The following is a 15,368-nucleotide window of genomic DNA, read 5'->3' as shown; positions in this document are numbered from 1 at the left end:
AAGGGTATTAAAGAATCCTATGGCCAAATCACAGCAAACGTACAACAAGAGCGAAAAAGAAAAACAGAAACAAAAGAAGCGGGAAGAAAAACAGAAAAAACGCGAAGCTCGAAAAGCCCAAAGTAAGGAAAGCGGAGGTGGAATTCCTTTTGCCTACGTGGACCAATACGGGAATCTTACGGATACGCCACCAGAAGAAACCGAAAAAGAAGAAATTGATGCTTCAACCATAGAATTGGGGATTCCAAGAAAGGAGGAGAGCGAAGAAGACCAAGACCCAACAAGAAAAGGTAAGGTCGCTTTTTTTGATACCTCCAAAGGGTTTGGTTTTATAATGGATTCTGATACCGATGAAAAGCACTTTGTGCACGTCTCTGGGTTGATTGACCAAATCGCCGAAAATGACAAGGTCACTTTTCTATTGGAAAAAGGACTGAAGGGTATGAACGCTGTCCAGGTGAAACTGCAAGAGTAAACTGTGACTTATAGCCCGTTGGTATTTTCCGATTGAATAAAATCAACAATAGTCTTTCCTTCTAAATCCGAAAGCATACTTTGATGGACTTCACCAGCCCCAAAAAAACGATAGCGCACTCCGGCAATCCTACCCAGACTTTCTGAATAATCTCCCTGAAACAAGATTTCGTCTCCTGTAGTTACTTTTAGTTCTTTTTTTACTACGGTTAACTTTATTTCCTTTTCCTCGGAAAGGTCCAATCCCAAACCAGATAGGTCGTGCTCTTTTCCATGTAAAAAATTGTCGTTCATCATAACCCATAATTCCGAAGCGCAACCTGGAATTCCCAATGTGACCACCATAGCTCCTTTGGTGCCCAATACAATGATGGAGGTTTTCTGACATACGGCCCAAACATCATTATAGGTGTTTTTAAGAATGGACCGTAGCTCAAAGTTATCTCCTGAAATGGAATCAAATGCTTTCACCATATGATAGGTTGAAGTCAATGGTTTTTCACTCGAAGTAATCTCATTAATGGCTCCTTCTGGGAACGCAAGCTTTTTACCAAAAACTTTGAGGGACTCATAATACTTGGGGATAGGCCCATAATCAATAGTGCCTAACCAACCATCGGTTTTAATAAATAGGTCATGTTCTTTTATAATTTCTCCTTCCACCAAGAGCTTGGCCCTGAAATATCCAGGAAAATAGTATTGACCGGTGGCTTGTTTTTGGCCTTTGGTCAAGGAAATGGTTTTTGTAGGGTCCCAATATTGCTGAATATGGATGCTATCTGATTCTATCCCATCGAAATCCACATCAAAGACAACCGTATTGGGCAGCCCTTGTGTAATGGGCTTACTCTGAAATAGTATCCGAGATGGGTCGATTGGCTCATTTTGGATAGGGACACTTCGTAAGGAGTAGAGCGAGATAAAAACCAACGTCATTATAGAAGCACTTAACACAATCACCCCCAAATTCGATTCGATTTTTTTCCGTGTCCGGAAACTTCTTTTTTTGGGAATACTGCCTTTCAAATCACGCCAGTTTTCAAATCCCGCAAACTGGGCCAAAGTGTTCAAAGTGGTTATGCTAGGAGCACTTTTGTACGCAATCTTTCCCCAGACCCGCTTCAAGGTAACTGGACTTAGCAAGATTTTGGTCTCTTGTTGAATCCGCTCACTTAACTCAACGAACATATCATTATGCCATGCATAGGAAGGTCCCCAACCCAATTTCCCCTCGATATGTTGGATACAATGCTGTATGTAAAATTCCTCTTTATTCATGGCTTAGACGTTACCGCAAAGATTGCAAAAAAACCAATGCATGAATGTGAATGAACCAACTTGAACGAACTTGTTTCGCTTCATTCCTGGACTAAAAACGTACTTAGCACTATCAAAATCAAAAAACATGAGAACAGTTTTTCTATATGCTATGGCCTTTTTGCTTTCATCATTGGCCATTTCACAAGAATCCACTCCACTGGATACCCTTCATTGGGACATTAATGCCCGGGCCCACGTCTTTGAACCCTACAAAGGGAAAGATGCCATCTATTTATTGGGGGGTTCCATGTCGCTTAAAAATGCCGAGTTTTTAAATGGAACTATCGAGTATGACATCTACATGACAGGCGACCGTGGTTTTCCCGGAGTGTATTTCCGAGTGGATGGGACCAACGCCGAACAATTTTATATCCGACCTCATCAGTCTGGTAATCCCGACGCGAACCAAGCGGTGGCCCTATTCAATGGCATAACCCCATGGCAATTTTATTTTGGACCTAAATATTCTTTTCCCTACAAATATCCGGTAGACCGGTGGATGCACATTAAAATAGTAGTGCAGGATGACAAAGCGCAGGTCTATTTGGATAATAGTGAAAAACCTAACCTGTCCTGGAACTTGTTCCATGAAGGTAAAGCAGGTGGATTAGCTTTTACCGGAGGGTTAAATTCCGGTGTGCATTTGGCAAACTTCTCCATAAAAAATGGAGCGGGTGAAATAAAAGATTTCAATCCGGGTACCCGTGAACCTATTAAGGGAGCCATTCAGCAATGGGAGGTTTCGGACAAATTCGAGGAAAAACTATTGGACAATCCAACTGACCTGCAAAAAGTCATTGATGCAAGAAAATGGGGCAAACGCATAGTGCTCGAAGAAGGGGTAGCCGCCAACATTTCACGTGAGGTTGAGTTACGTGGAGATATTCCCGGTAATACCGTTTTTGCCAAAATTAATATCAATTCCAGAAATGATGCGACCAGACTCTTCGAATTTGGGTATAGCGATAGGGTAGTGGTCATACTCAATGGAAAACCAATCTATAGGGGAAATAACGGATTCAGAAGTCGAGACTACCGTTATTTGGGAACCATAGGCCTGTTTGATGCAGTTTATCTCAATCTAAAGAAGGGAAACAATACTTTGCTTTTGGCTGTTTCCGAGAATTTTGGAGGCTGGTTGGTCACAGGCAGATTCCCAAATTCAGAGGGTTTAAAAATTCAGTGATTACATTGAATCAATAGCAGCTGGACAGTTCTATCTGATGCATTCGGATGGAGCTGTCCTTTTTTTGATGACAATTCAATATCTAATAACGACGATTCAATAGACTTCACTTCTTTTTCCTTGAACGAACATTGATTTTTGGTACGTGTTTAACCATAAAACCAAACATCAATGACAAATGCAGAAATTTTCTCGATAGCCAATATGATGGTGATGCCCATGTGGCTTTTACTGATTATCCTCCCCAAATGGAAGGTCACTCGCTTTTTGATTGACTATAAGGTTATCCCCCTTTTACTCTCTCTATTTTATGCCTTTTATATCGTTTTACACATTCAGTCGGGTGCTGGTTTGGACTTTGGGAGCCTGTCTTCTGTAATGTCCCTTTTCACTTTGGAAGATGCCGTAATGGCGGGATGGGTACACTACTTAGCTTTTGATTTGCTCATAGGTATGTGGATGGTCAATCAAAATAGAAACTTGGGCATCCATCAACTTCTCATGGCACCCTGTCTCTTTGCAACCTTTATGTTGGGTCCTGTAGGCTTCTTGCTTTTCATGTTTTTAAGAACCATCAAACTACGTAAGTCATGAAAGAAATAAACAACATACTTCAAACTGTAAGAAAAGAAAGTCCCATATTATATGGTGTGGTCGTTTTCCATTTTATACTCGCCCTTGCTAGTGTCTTAGGTTGGATTTTTGATGACCGAATGTTAATGGGCATCAATGTTTGGGTGAAACCCTTAAAGTTTACAATTTCAGGTGGATTGTATGTCTTGACTTCAGGTTTTTTGATAACACTTTATCCATTCTCCAGAAGGAAGAAAAACATCGTCAACAATATCGTTTCGTGGACTTTGGCTGCCGAAATATGCATTATTGTTTTTCAGGCGGCCAGGGGCGTACAATCCCATTACAATCAATCTAGTCTCTTTGATGGGATTCTTTTTGGGCTTATGGGGATTCTTATCAGTATTATAGTTTTCGTTATGGTATTCTTTATTATAGAAACTATACGTCTTAGGCTAAATACGCCAAGACACGTTCAATGGGCCATTCTCTTGGGTTGGCTTGTAGTTTTCTTTGGAAGTTGGGTAGGTGGGCAGATGATAGGGCAAATGGCACATAATGTAGGAGTTCCCGATGGAGGTGAAGGTTTGCCCCTGTTGAATTGGAGTACCATTGCCGGCGACTTGCGAATCGCACATTTTTTTGGATTGCACGGCATTCAAATAATTCCTTTATTCGCAGTAGTCCTTACCAATAGGTTGAAAGCCTCCAGTGTTGCCAAAAGTATTTTGGTCATTCTTTTTGGGCTGTTATATGCTTCATGGATAGCTTTTACCTTCTATCAAGCAAAACAGGGAATGCCTTTGGTGAGGGTATAATTAAGGCGCATGAAGGTTTTCAATAAGGCAAGGCGAATAAAATACCTAGGATTCAATGACGCGTGGTTTGTAGCGGTTGGGATTATCCTTTTGAGTTTTGTCACAGACTTTATGTTTTCCAGAAACTCGTTCGCTCGTCTTCCTTTTATTGAAGCTACTATCAATTGGAGCGTTTCTTTGATGTTTGCAACATTTAATTGGTTGATTATTCGGTCCATTTTAATTGTATTGCGTAAAAAGTACCCCAGTTTAAAAGACAACAAGATTCGAATTCCTCTTTTTTTCTTAACCATTGTGGTAACCGTTATGGCAGTTGATTTTACAGGAAATATGATTTTGGGCTTTATTTTTAATGAAAGTTACAACCACCCCTTACGTTCCCGGATTATTCTGCCCATAATATTAATTAGTACCATGACCATGGCCATTTACGAGGCGGTATATTATTATGTGCTTTTAAAGAATTCTATTCGGGAAGAAGAACAAGCCAAACGGGCCATAGTCCAATCACAATTGGATACCTTAAGAAACCAGGCACAACCGCATTTCCTTTTCAACACGTTGAATACGTTGCGCGACATTATCGACCAAAATACCAGGGAAGAGGCCAAGGAATTTGTAAACCGATTGTCGGAAGTGTTTCGTTTTATTTTGGAAGCCGGGAATGCCAATCTTATTGAGCTCAGCGAGGAATTGAAATTTGCTGAAGCCTATATTCACATTCAGAAAGAACGCTTTGGGGACAATCTCCAATTGGATTGGCAAGTTCCTGAATCTTCGAAAAGTCAATTGATCATACCCATGAGTCTGCAGCTCTTGCTTGAAAATGCGGTAAAGCATAATGTGGTTTCCAAGACAAAACAGTTGTTAATTACAGTAGAAGTCCAAAACGGGCAATTGATGGTAAGTAACAAAATACGGCCCAAATCCACACAATTGCCTACAACCAAACTGGGTTTGAAGAATATTGAAAGTCGCTATCGCCTTATTGCCAATAAAGAAGTTGAAATCAATCAAGACAATGGTGCGTTTACTGTAAAACTGCCATTGTTGACTGCTACGGACCAAAAACATGCCTATGCAAATCCTGATTATTGAAGACGAGCCAAGGGCAGCAAACCAGTTGCAAAACCTCTTGAAACTGCTTGAGTTTGAGCATGAGGTATTGGATATTTTGGACACCATTGAGGACAGCGTCAGTTGGTTCAAAGCAAATCCTGCACCCGAACTGGTGTTTATGGACATTCAGCTGGCCGATGGGCTCAGTTTTGAAATATTTCAAAAAGTAGAAGTGCCATGTCCCATCATATTTACCACGGCATTTGACCAATATGCCATTCGGGCCTTTAAGGTAAACAGTGTGGATTATCTTTTGAAACCGATTCAGGAGAACGACCTGCAACACGCCTTGGACAAGTTCTTGAGTTCTAAAAAACCATCGGGTCTGGACCCGGTAATGCTCAAAAGTTTTCTAGCGGATTTGCAAGGTGGGGAGCAAAGGGAAGGTATATTGGTAAAAGAAGGGGATGGCTTTGCACAGCTTCGTATTTCGGATTTGTTGTATGTGTATTCCGAAGACAGCGTTTCGTTTGGGGTGACCCAGGATAAACGGGTGATTATAGATGAAACCCTGGACCAACTGCATCCCACCTTAAACCATGCGCAGTTCTTTCGCATCAACCGCAGCCAAATTGTGGCCAAATCTGCCATTTTAAAAATTGACAGATACTTTAACCATAGGTTAAAATTGTCCATAGTCGAAGACAGAGGACAAGAGTTTATTGTAAGCCGCCCTAAAACTTCGGAGTTTAAAGAGTGGCTAAATCGATAACGAAACCTTAGATTTAGGCCTTCTTTATTTCTTTACATATTCAATGAAGTCCAAAATTTTAAAATATTTAAAGCGAATGCTCATAGGAATAGGAATCTTTATTGGTTTGATAGCGCTCATCACCATCTTATTTGTAAATCTCAGTCCCCAATTTGGCGGCAAGGCCACCGAAGAACAGAAAAAGGAATATGCCAAATCCAAAAATTATAAGGATGAGAAGTTCGTAAACACCAATGAGGTAAAGTTGGACATGAGTTTGGGGGATATGATGAAAAGTTTGATAGGTTTTCTTCGGCAACAGCCCAATTCGGTCCCCAAAAAGAGTCTGGATGTAATCAAAATGGACTCTTTGCAATTGGCAAACTCCACTGCACCATCCACATTGTATTGGTTTGGGCATTCTTCTTTTTTATTGCAATTGCAGGATAAAGTGATTTTGATAGACCCCATGTTTGGGGATGTTCCGGCGCCACACCCCTTGTTGGGCAATAGGCGATTTAGCTCGGAATTGCCTATTGAACTGGAGAAAATCCCAGAAATAGATATGGTCATCCTGTCCCACGACCACTATGACCATCTGGATTACGGCTCCATTCAAAAATTAAAAGATAAGGTCAAGATGTTTTATACACCTTTAGGTGTAGGTGTCCATTTGGAAGAGTGGGGCATAGGCAAAGAACGCATTGTGGAGTTGGATTGGTGGCAAGAAACCCAATTCGAAGATGTCAAATTGGTCTGCACGCCCGCCCAACACTTTTCTGGTCGTGGATTTTCGGATAGGGCCAAGACCCTTTGGAGTTCCTGGGTGATTCAATCCAATGGCGAAAACATTTTCTTTAGTGGGGATAGTGGGTATGCCGAACACTTTAAACAGATTGGAGAAAAGTATGGTCCTTTTGATTTTGCCATGATAGAATGTGGCCAGTACAATCGTTTATGGCCTGACATTCACATGTTTCCCGAAGAGACGGCACAAGCAGGGGTTGACGTACGGGCGGAACGCATCATGCCTATTCACTGGGGCGCTTTTAAATTGGCTTTGCACACTTGGACGGACCCTATTAAACGTGTAGCCAAAAAATCCGAAGAGTTAGGAGTAAAGTTGGTCTCCCCTAAAATTGGAGAACCGATATTCTTTAAAGAAGATATGGTCTTGAATCCTTGGTGGGAATCTTATGAGGAGTAAAAGGACAATTATGGATTTGTCCAATAATCCACGACAAAAACTTTCTCCAAATGGGGTTGAATGCTTTCCACAAATGCCATATGCGCCGGATGAGGGGCGTATATTGAGTCCCTGTCCTTTTCTGATTTGAAAGTCACTAAATAACAATGGGTAAAGTCTTGGTCAAAATTCTCCGGGCTTTGATTTAGACCCCATTCAAAATCCACAATTTCTGGAATAGCTTCAGGAAGTTTGGTAAAAGCTGTATTGAGCTTATCAATATCCGCTTCACTTGAGTCTTCGTTGAATTTAAAAATCACCATATGTCGTAATACTTTTTCTGGTTTCTTAGGTTCAGCTTGCACCACAGTTTCCTGGGATTTTAAGTTTTTCTCTTCATTTGGTTTGCATGAAAATGCTATTACCATCAAAGCAGTTAGCAGTATCTGGCGGAAAAAACGAGTTGTAAGGTTCATGATTTTAATTTTTCAAAAAGGTAGTAATTCTTTGCTTAGCTCTGCGGGAAATAGTAATTACTTAAATGATGCAGAAGGACTGACTAGGTAACAATGGAAACATTATTTTAAAATAAAGCTGACCAATTGTCAAATTCCCTTTATATTACAACTGAAAAATAGAGCTATAGTTTGTACTTCCGCTGATTCATGAGCACATCCAATTCCGGTACCCCTTCATTTTTTAGTCATATTCCCCATGCCATTACCATGTTGTTTGGCATTATTGTTTTGGTGAGTATCCTTACCTACATTTTGCCGGCTGGAACTTACGAAAGGGTTTTGGTCGATGGACGAAGTACCGTGGTTCCCGATTCCTATAAAACCATAGCATCCACCCCCGTAGGCCTGTTGGACATGTTCAAAGCGATACCATTGGGTTTCAAGGCAGCGGTTGAAATCATTTTCATTGTGATTTCCGGAGGAATCATGTTTACGTTTATGGAGAAATCCAAAGCGGTTGAGAATGCCGTGGGTACTTTAGTGAATCGGTTGGGCTTACGGAACAAGCATCTCATTATTGTTATCATGACTTTTGTCTATGGAATCCTCGGGGTTTCTGTGGGATATGAGAACAATATCGCTATGGTGCCGATTGCCGCAGTGCTGAGCCTTGCCTTAGGCGGGGATTTGATTTTGGCTGCGGGTATTTCCGTAGGAGCCATGACCATTGGATTTGGTTTATCACCCATCAATCCGTATACCGTCGGAACCGGACATAAAATTGCTGAGCTTTCGATGTTTTCTGGAGCTTTGCTTCGCAGTGTTCTTTGCTTTTCGGCCTTAAGTGTAATGGCCTATTACAACGTGCGGTATTTCAAAAAAATCACACTTGACCCCAACAAGAGCCTAGGAAAAGGACTAAACGTATCCGAATTGGCCCTTTCAAAACCGGTAAATGAATACAGTTTGAATCGGAAAAATTGGATGGTCATTTCCATTTTTGTCTTAGGGCTTATCGCCATTTTGTACGGTGTATTCAATTTGCATTGGTACATCAACGAACTCTCTGCGATATTTTTGATGGTCGCTTTATTAAGTGGATTGGTATCCCGAATGAGTGCTACTGAAATGAGCGAAACTGTTTTGAAAGCAGTGGCCATTTCGGCTCCGGGAGCCTTCATGGTCGGATTCGCCACATCCATCAAAGTACTAATGGAAATGGGAAATATTGGGGATACCATATCCTATCAGCTTTCTGTAGTGCTTCAGGATTTACCCTTGTATGCCTCGGCCATTTGTATGTCTGTTTCCCAAACCGTAATTAACTTTTTTATTCCATCTGGAAGCGGTCAAGCTTTGGCCACTTTGCCCGTGATGCTCCCTTTGGGAGAATCCTTGGGATTAACGCGACAAATTACCATTTTGGCTTTTCAAATAGGGGATGGGCTGTCCAATTTGGTCAATCCAACTTTGGGAGGTCTAATTGCCATGCTTAGCATGTGCCGCGTTCCCATCGATAGATGGATTCGTTTCATATTTCCTGTGCTTATCACTTTACTTGGTATGGCCTTTTTGGCCTTGATAGTCGCAGTAGCCACAAATTATAGTTAGTATGACTGTAGAAAAAATTCTTGAAAAATTGGTCTCCTTTCCCGTTCTGGGCGGAGAGAGCAATATGACCATTATCCTTTGGATAAAAGAGTATATCGAATCTTTTGGAATTGAAGTTCATTTGGTGCCCAATGAAGAAGGAAACAAAGCATCTCTGCATTGCAGGATTGGTCCAGCTGTGGATGGCGGTGTCATCTTATCAGGACATTCTGATGTGGTACCCGTGGAAGGACAGGAGTGGACCACGGACCCTTTTGTGCTTACCGATAAAGGAGATGGAAAATTATATGGGAGGGGTTCTTGCGATATGAAGGGATTTTTGGCCTGTTGTTTGGCCGCATTGCCCCAAATGGTGGAAGCAGATTTGAAAAAGCCCATCTATTTTGCCTTTTCCTATGATGAAGAAATCGGTTGTCTAGCGGCACCTGAATTGGCCAGGGCCATCAACGAACATTATTCAGAAACACCAAAATATGCCATAATTGGAGAACCTTCCTTAATGGAACCGATAATAGGACAGAAGGGGATTTATATTTTGGAAACCTATGTGAATGGTTCGGCAGGGCATAGCAGTCGAATCAAACAAGAGGTCAGTGCCATTCATGAATCCATGCGATTGATTTTATGGTTGGAAAACAAAATGAACCAATTGATTGCCGACAAGCAGTTGGATGAGCGTTTCCATCCACCGCATTCCACCATTCATATTGGCTTGGTGAATGGAGGCATTGCTCCTAATGTAATTGCGGACAAAGCCCATTTTTATTGGGATTTGAGAACAATTCCCAAGGATGACATCCAAGGTATTGTAAACGAATTTGAAGCCCATTGCCGAGAACGGGAAGAAGAACTTAGAAAAGTATTTCCTGATTTTTCAATCAAGACTGTGGAAAACCATCCACCAGTACCGCATTTGGACACAAAAGCAGAGGATGATGTTGTCGAATTGATAAAACGGATTTCAGGAAATTCAAAATGGGATACGGTTTCCTATGCTGCTGAGGCGGGTCAATTTGCTGACGAAGGTTTTCAATCCGCTATTTGTGGGCCGGGGTCAATTGCCCAAGCGCATCGGGCAGATGAGTTTATTGCTAAAGACCAATTGGAAAAAGGAGTGGTAATGTTGGAAAATTTGGTTGATGAGTTATCCTCTCCAGTCTTCATCTAATATTCCAAAAGACCTATCACAGGTAAATTACTTCACTACCAAATGTCGGTGCTGAATTTTTGTCTTTTTCTAAACCGTCTCCTTTTGTAGCATTTTTGATGAGCTTCGGTAATTGCTCTATTAAAAACTTTTTTGGTAAAAGGTTTTTGTAGAAAATCAATACACCCTAATTCTTTGGCATGTAGGGCATACCCTTGCTTGGTAGAACTGGAAATAATAGGAAGTTTGTCTCCAAACATTTCCAAAAAGGAAAGACCGTTCATTCCGGGCATTTCTATATCAGTCATTACCAAATCGGGTCGGGTCAACTGTAAATATACCCAGGCATCAATGGAATCATTAAAGGTTTCTATTCTGCCGACCAGCGGATGGTTTTCGGCCAATTTTTTTGTTAGGGACAACCACAGGTTGGAATCATCTACGATTACAAGGTCAAGTTTCATTTTCGTTTAGATTTGTTTGGCGATTCTAACTTACTGGTTTTAAGCATAAATGCAAGGAATTCTGGATAAAATGAAAAGAATACCCTATGAGCGGGCAGGGTAGGGCCCAACAACAGTATCGATTTCTACGATTTTTTATACTTTGTAAATCAGGAATTGTAACAGTTTGGGAGCCTAAACTTTACGCCTTAACAACCAAACCATGAGCCCAACATCCAAAATACTTCTCCCAATTCTAGTATTTATCTTGTTGTTTGAGGGTTATGGTCAACAGGATAAGTCTTTAATACCCCTCGATGGGAACAGTTTGTCTGAAAGATGGTTGGTTCAAAATGATACCGTTAAATCGTTCAGAATCCTCCCATACAAGCCGGTGTATTTGCTGCCCATCAATTATATCGATAACATTAATAATGTTCCCCAAAGTGAAAACCCATTAAATACGGTCGATACACCTACAGAGTTCAATAATGCGGAACTAACCTTCCAGCTAAGTTTCAAAACCCGAATAGCTCGACTCAATAAGAACAAAAAACAAAAAGTGGATATTTGGGCAGCATATACCCAGTTATCCAAATGGCAGTTTTATAATGCACTTATCTCTAGACCCTTTAGGGAAACCAATTATGAACCCGAATTGCTATTAGTATTTCCAGTATCCTATAAATTTTTAGGATTGGATGGGACTTATTTGGCCGCTGGATATAATCACCAAAGTAACGGACGGTCCAATCCATTTTCCAGAAGTTGGAATCGAATTATGTTCCAAATGGGTTGGGAGACCAATAATTGGAGTATTGTACTCAATCCTTGGATACGGATTCAGGAGGAGGCAGTGGAAGACAATAATCCCAACATTGAGGACTTTGTAGGTCGAGCTGAGCTGTTGACTGCCTTTTCCAAGAACAAACATTCCGTAAGTCTGGCGCTAAGGCATTCCTTAAAATTTGGAGATAACAATCGCGGTAGTTTTCGATTGGATTACTCCTTTGGCATACTGGACTACCTGTATCTACATGCCCAGGTTTTTCATGGATATGGGGAAAACCTTATTGATTTCAACCATAAGCAAACCACCATCGGCTTAGGATTCTCCTTAATACGTTGGCGCTAACCGCTACAATACGAGCGATATCAGAGCCCGGGAACCTGATAATTATCATAAAATAAGCTAGATACTCCCTGTAGTTTTGATTTGAATTTTTAAATAACAAAGCTTATGACTGCTTTATCACACATCAAAAACGATTTTGTTCAAAATATTACAGGATACTCTTCCCTAGGAATTATTTTGTCGACCTGCTTGGGAAGTATTGCAGTACTTTTGGTACTAAGTCTGTCAAATGGTCTACTTCCAATGGCCCTTGTCATGTTGTCCGTACTTATCTGTAGTGCCCATAACGCGGCCATACTTACTGTTCAAAAACCTATTGTAATCTATAGATTACTTGTGGCTAGCACAGTGCTGAACCTATTGATTATTTTTGGTAGTATTATATTGGGGTAGGTCAGAACCACAGCTATCTTACAAAATCAAATATTTTCGACCCTAGTGAGGATGGTTTTAATTCAAGTTGCATAAGAGTGATTGAAATGAGTGCAAAGTTATAGCTCCCGAATCTTCATATTTCGGAACCAAGAATCAAAATACCAGTTTTGAAGCGCGATTTTACCACGGGTTGCCTTTCCAAAACCAGTTATATCCTTAAAACGGGAGGTTGCAATTTTATCTGCCCATTCTTTTGAAGTGAAATCTTCCGCAGCGGTCAGTTTGCCATTAAGGTAGAATTCAATTTTTCCATTTTGCTGGATAATTTTGGAGGTATTCCACTGTCCAACAGGTTTGGCTTCTACAGAATTTAACTGTGGCGACAATCCCCAAAGACAACCCGCTCTTTTCATAGGAGTGTTTGTGTCCGAATGGGCAGGTTCCAACAATTGGTATTCCGGTCCCGTTTGATAGGTAGCCCTAAAATCGGGGGATTCTTGAACATTGATAAAAACCCCACCATTTCCGCGTAGCCCCATTTGCCATTCAAATACCAGCTCGTAGTTTTCGTATTCTTTGTCCGTGACCAAATCCCCGAACACTCGATTTTCATCTGTAGCATTACAAAACAGAGTACCATCACGTACTTCCCATGCCGAAAACCTTGTTGAGTCCGGTTTGTTATACAGATGCCAACCCTCTAAGGTCTCTCCATCAAAAAGCAAAGACCAACCTTGTTCTTTTTCGATTTCCAATAGCTGATTGTGAACCTGGTTTTCCGCAACCCATTTTTTAGTTCGCCAAGTGGCGCCCTCGGATTTTTTATCCGTTTTGCAGGAAATGATAAAAAAGAAAAATAGCAGTGAACCTAAAAGGATATTTCTTCCCATTTTTTAGTTTTAAATACGGCGGATACAATGTTACTTCAAATTCAGGCCACATACAATCCGATAATAAATTTAATCGGTTCGATGCTGTACTTCCGAATCCACTTTTTTTCAATTCACTAGGTGATTTCAGTCCACTATCGCTATATTTAAAAGCACGAAACAAGGCTCATCCAAGAGCTACCAAGTTTGGGATAACTACTCAAACACAATTCAACTACCAAACAATTGAAAATGAAATTTTTACCTTTCATTCTTGCCTGGTTTATTCTTGGAACCACGACGAATGCCCAAGACCGATTAACTGGCGAAACTTTTACAACACGTTCTGAAGTTTTGGCTCAAAATGGAATGGCAGCGACGAGCCAACCTTTAGCTACCCAAGTCGCTTTGGATATTCTGAAAAAAGGTGGAAGTGCCATAGATGCTGCTATAGCTGCTAATGCAGTGCTCGGATTGGTAGAACCAGCCAGTTGTGGTATTGGCGGAGATGTTTTTGCCATTGTCTGGTCAGCTAAAGAAGAGAAATTATACGGTTTGAACGGAAGTGGTCGTGCGCCAAAAGCATTATCCATTGATTATTTCATGGAAAGGGAAATGAAATACGTTCCCTTCTATGGTCCGTTGCCGGTTTCCGTGCCAGGTTGCGTGGATGGCTGGTTTATGCTGCATGAAAAGTTTGGACGTATTCCAATGGAGGATATTTTACAACCTGCCATTGATTATGGTAGAAATGGGTTTCCGGTATCTGAGGTTATTGCTTATGAAATGGCATCGAATTATGAGGGATTAAAGGACCAACCCGGTTTTGCACAGACCTATATGCCTTCTGGAAAACCTCCAATTAAAGGGGAGGTCTTTCAAAATCCAGATTTGGCCAACACCTATGAACAGATTGGAAAGAAAGGACGTGACGCTTTTTATAAAGGTGACATTGCGAAGACCATTGACAAGTTCATGAAAAAGCATGGGGGCTTTTTATCCTATGAGGATTTGGCGAGCCATACCTCGGATTGGATAGAACCTGTTTCGGTAAACTATCGTGGTTATGATGTTTGGGAACTCCCTCCCAACGGACAAGGTACTGCCGCTCTACAAATGTTGAATATACTGGAAGGATATGATATTGCCAGCATGGGATTCGGCAGTGCTGAATATTTGCATGTCCTTACGGAAGCCAAAAAGTTGGCCTATGAAGATCGGGCCAAATTTTACGCAGACCCTGAATTCAACAAAATTCCTTTGAAAGCCTTGTTGTCGGATGAATATGCTACAGAAAGAAGAAACCTCATTGATTTGGATAAGGCTGCCAGTACTTATCCAGCTGGTGATATGGAAATAGAAACTGGTAACACAACCTATTTGACGGTTGCCGATAAAGAAGGGAATGTGGTTTCATTTATTCAAAGTATTTATTCTGAATTTGCTTCGGGAATGGTGCCTGACGGATTGGGATTTGTACTTCAGAATCGTGGACAGATGTTCAATGTCCAGGATAAAAACCACGCTAATGCCCTGGAACCTGGAAAGCGACCTTTTCATACCATCATACCGGCATTTATCACTAAGGATGGAAAACCCTGGGTGAGTTTTGGCCTTATGGGAGGAGCGGTACAGCCTCAAGGTCATGCCCAGATTGTAATTAATGTTGTTGATTTTGGTATGAACTTGCAAGAAGCGGGGGACGCTCCACGAATCCGCCATCGAGGTAGCTCGCAACCCACTGGTTCCATCATGACGAATGGGGGTACCTTGTTCCTGGAAAGTGGATTTCCCATGGAAACCCTACGTGAGTTACGAAAAAAAGGTCACCGTATTGGTTTTGGAGTGGGAATGTTTGGTGGATACCAAGCCATCGGAATCGATGTAGAAAATAAAGTATATGCAGGAGCTTCAGAATCCAGAAAGGATGGGCAAGCTGCGGGTTATTAAGTTTATTTAAAAA

16 protein-coding genes are annotated in these 15,368 nt (G+C 41.2%); 12 read left to right on the top strand and 4 right to left on the bottom strand.

What is annotated here, in order from left to right:
• Positions 1 to 19 precede the first annotated feature (19 nt).
• Positions 20 to 475, top strand: a complete 456-nt coding sequence (locus ACSLUF_RS08735) for a cold-shock protein (protein ID WP_435625828.1) — start codon at positions 20 to 22, stop codon at positions 473 to 475.
• Between the two features lie 8 nt (positions 476 to 483).
• On the opposite strand, the gene ACSLUF_RS08730 is transcribed toward ACSLUF_RS08735, so the two are convergent.
• Entirely contained in the window at positions 484 to 1,752 is a 1,269-nt protein-coding gene (locus tag ACSLUF_RS08730; RefSeq protein WP_435625730.1) for a hypothetical protein, read from the bottom strand.
• A 127-nt stretch (positions 1,753 to 1,879) separates the two neighbouring features.
• Between ACSLUF_RS08730 and ACSLUF_RS08725 the strand changes: the two genes are divergently transcribed.
• The 6 genes from ACSLUF_RS08725 (at position 1,880) to ACSLUF_RS08700 (ending at position 7,388) form a co-directional block, all read left to right on the top strand.
• Positions 1,880 to 2,980, top strand: coding sequence for a hypothetical protein (locus tag ACSLUF_RS08725; protein ID WP_435625729.1), 1,101 nt, complete (start codon positions 1,880 to 1,882; stop codon positions 2,978 to 2,980).
• 171 nt (positions 2,981 to 3,151) lie between these two features.
• Complete coding sequence (locus tag ACSLUF_RS08720; RefSeq protein ID WP_435625728.1) at positions 3,152 to 3,574, top strand: ABA4-like family protein; 423 nt, start codon at positions 3,152 to 3,154, stop codon at positions 3,572 to 3,574.
• Complete coding sequence (locus tag ACSLUF_RS08715) at positions 3,571 to 4,371, top strand: hypothetical protein (protein ID WP_435625727.1); 801 nt, start codon at positions 3,571 to 3,573, stop codon at positions 4,369 to 4,371. Before ACSLUF_RS08720 ends, ACSLUF_RS08715 begins: the two co-directional genes overlap by 4 nt.
• A gap of 9 nt (positions 4,372 to 4,380) precedes the next feature.
• The gene (locus ACSLUF_RS08710; RefSeq protein WP_435625726.1) at positions 4,381 to 5,469 is read left to right on the top strand and encodes a sensor histidine kinase; all 1,089 of its coding nucleotides are present in this window, start codon (positions 4,381 to 4,383) and stop codon (positions 5,467 to 5,469) included.
• Positions 5,450 to 6,202 carry a LytR/AlgR family response regulator transcription factor gene (locus ACSLUF_RS08705; RefSeq protein ID WP_435625725.1) on the top strand — a complete coding sequence of 251 codons (753 nt, stop codon included), beginning with the start codon at positions 5,450 to 5,452 and terminating at the stop codon, positions 6,200 to 6,202. The genes ACSLUF_RS08710 and ACSLUF_RS08705 overlap by 20 nt, the downstream gene beginning before the upstream one ends.
• A 76-nt stretch (positions 6,203 to 6,278) precedes the next feature.
• Positions 6,279 to 7,388 carry an MBL fold metallo-hydrolase gene (locus tag ACSLUF_RS08700; RefSeq protein ID WP_435625724.1) on the top strand — a complete coding sequence of 370 codons (1,110 nt, stop codon included), beginning with the start codon at positions 6,279 to 6,281 and terminating at the stop codon, positions 7,386 to 7,388.
• Between the two features lie 8 nt (positions 7,389 to 7,396).
• Here the strand turns inward: ACSLUF_RS08700 and ACSLUF_RS08695 are convergent, their stop codons facing one another.
• Entirely contained in the window at positions 7,397 to 7,843 is a 447-nt protein-coding gene (locus ACSLUF_RS08695; RefSeq protein ID WP_435625723.1) for a Dabb family protein, read from the bottom strand.
• Between the two features lie 189 nt (positions 7,844 to 8,032).
• Here ACSLUF_RS08695 and ACSLUF_RS08690 point away from each other — a divergent pair, with 189 nt between their 5' ends.
• Positions 8,033 to 9,436 (top strand): YfcC family protein, encoded by a 1,404-nt coding sequence (locus ACSLUF_RS08690; protein WP_435625722.1) that lies wholly within the window; start codon positions 8,033 to 8,035, stop codon positions 9,434 to 9,436.
• A gap of 1 nt (position 9,437) precedes the next feature.
• Positions 9,438 to 10,604 carry an acetylornithine deacetylase gene (gene argE / locus ACSLUF_RS08685; protein ID WP_435625721.1) on the top strand — a complete coding sequence of 389 codons (1,167 nt, stop codon included), beginning with the start codon at positions 9,438 to 9,440 and terminating at the stop codon, positions 10,602 to 10,604.
• 35 nt (positions 10,605 to 10,639) lie between these two features.
• Here the strand turns inward: argE and ACSLUF_RS08680 are convergent, their stop codons facing one another.
• Entirely contained in the window at positions 10,640 to 11,047 is a 408-nt protein-coding gene (locus tag ACSLUF_RS08680; protein ID WP_435625720.1) for a LytR/AlgR family response regulator transcription factor, read from the bottom strand.
• Between the two features lie 202 nt (positions 11,048 to 11,249).
• On the opposite strand from ACSLUF_RS08680, the gene ACSLUF_RS08675 reads away from it, so the two are divergent.
• Positions 11,250 to 12,161 (top strand): phospholipase A, encoded by a 912-nt coding sequence (locus ACSLUF_RS08675; RefSeq protein WP_435625719.1) that lies wholly within the window; start codon positions 11,250 to 11,252, stop codon positions 12,159 to 12,161.
• A 105-nt stretch (positions 12,162 to 12,266) separates the two neighbouring features.
• A complete protein-coding gene (locus ACSLUF_RS08670; RefSeq protein ID WP_435625718.1) occupies positions 12,267 to 12,554 on the top strand; it encodes a hypothetical protein in 288 nt (95 codons plus the stop codon).
• A 98-nt stretch (positions 12,555 to 12,652) separates the two neighbouring features.
• Here the strand turns inward: ACSLUF_RS08670 and ACSLUF_RS08665 are convergent, their stop codons facing one another.
• Positions 12,653 to 13,426: a 3-keto-disaccharide hydrolase gene (locus tag ACSLUF_RS08665; RefSeq protein WP_435625717.1), complete on the bottom strand. Its 774-nt coding sequence runs from the start codon at positions 13,424 to 13,426 to the stop codon at positions 12,653 to 12,655.
• Positions 13,427 to 13,657: 231 nt separating this feature from the next.
• On the opposite strand from ACSLUF_RS08665, the gene ggt reads away from it, so the two are divergent.
• The gene (ggt, locus tag ACSLUF_RS08660; RefSeq protein ID WP_435625716.1) at positions 13,658 to 15,355 is read left to right on the top strand and encodes a gamma-glutamyltransferase; all 1,698 of its coding nucleotides are present in this window, start codon (positions 13,658 to 13,660) and stop codon (positions 15,353 to 15,355) included.
• The last annotated feature ends 13 nt before the right edge of the window (positions 15,356 to 15,368 follow it).

It is taken from the genome of Flagellimonas sp. (assembly GCF_965601775.1).
GTDB lineage: Bacteria > Bacteroidota > Bacteroidia > Flavobacteriales > Flavobacteriaceae > Flagellimonas.
The sequence above is the reverse complement of the archived record's forward strand: the minus strand, read 5'-3'. Positions and strand labels throughout refer to the sequence as shown.

What these genes read in the sequence shown, in the direction of transcription:
- ACSLUF_RS08715 (WP_435625727.1), top strand. Translation starts at nt 3,571, where the DNA reads ATGAAAGAAATAAACAACATACTTCAAACTGTAAGAAAAGAAAGTCCC.
- ACSLUF_RS08720 (WP_435625728.1), top strand. Translation starts at nt 3,152, where the DNA reads ATGACAAATGCAGAAATTTTCTCGATAGCCAATATGATGGTGATGCCC.
- ACSLUF_RS08665 (WP_435625717.1), bottom strand. Translation starts at nt 13,426, where the DNA reads ATGGGAAGAAATATCCTTTTAGGTTCACTGCTATTTTTCTTTTTTATC.
- ACSLUF_RS08695 (WP_435625723.1), bottom strand. Translation starts at nt 7,843, where the DNA reads ATGAACCTTACAACTCGTTTTTTCCGCCAGATACTGCTAACTGCTTTG.
- ACSLUF_RS08680 (WP_435625720.1), bottom strand. Translation starts at nt 11,047, where the DNA reads ATGAAACTTGACCTTGTAATCGTAGATGATTCCAACCTGTGGTTGTCC.
- ACSLUF_RS08725 (WP_435625729.1), top strand. Translation starts at nt 1,880, where the DNA reads ATGAGAACAGTTTTTCTATATGCTATGGCCTTTTTGCTTTCATCATTG.
- ACSLUF_RS08690 (WP_435625722.1), top strand. Translation starts at nt 8,033, where the DNA reads ATGAGCACATCCAATTCCGGTACCCCTTCATTTTTTAGTCATATTCCC.
- argE (WP_435625721.1), top strand. Translation starts at nt 9,438, where the DNA reads ATGACTGTAGAAAAAATTCTTGAAAAATTGGTCTCCTTTCCCGTTCTG.
- ACSLUF_RS08670 (WP_435625718.1), top strand. Translation starts at nt 12,267, where the DNA reads ATGACTGCTTTATCACACATCAAAAACGATTTTGTTCAAAATATTACA.
- ACSLUF_RS08700 (WP_435625724.1), top strand. Translation starts at nt 6,279, where the DNA reads ATGCTCATAGGAATAGGAATCTTTATTGGTTTGATAGCGCTCATCACC.
- ACSLUF_RS08705 (WP_435625725.1), top strand. Translation starts at nt 5,450, where the DNA reads ATGCAAATCCTGATTATTGAAGACGAGCCAAGGGCAGCAAACCAGTTG.
- ACSLUF_RS08730 (WP_435625730.1), bottom strand. Translation starts at nt 1,752, where the DNA reads ATGAATAAAGAGGAATTTTACATACAGCATTGTATCCAACATATCGAG.
- ggt (WP_435625716.1), top strand. Translation starts at nt 13,658, where the DNA reads ATGAAATTTTTACCTTTCATTCTTGCCTGGTTTATTCTTGGAACCACG.
- ACSLUF_RS08675 (WP_435625719.1), top strand. Translation starts at nt 11,250, where the DNA reads ATGAGCCCAACATCCAAAATACTTCTCCCAATTCTAGTATTTATCTTG.
- ACSLUF_RS08735 (WP_435625828.1), top strand. Translation starts at nt 20, where the DNA reads ATGGCCAAATCACAGCAAACGTACAACAAGAGCGAAAAAGAAAAACAG.
- ACSLUF_RS08710 (WP_435625726.1), top strand. Translation starts at nt 4,381, where the DNA reads ATGAAGGTTTTCAATAAGGCAAGGCGAATAAAATACCTAGGATTCAAT.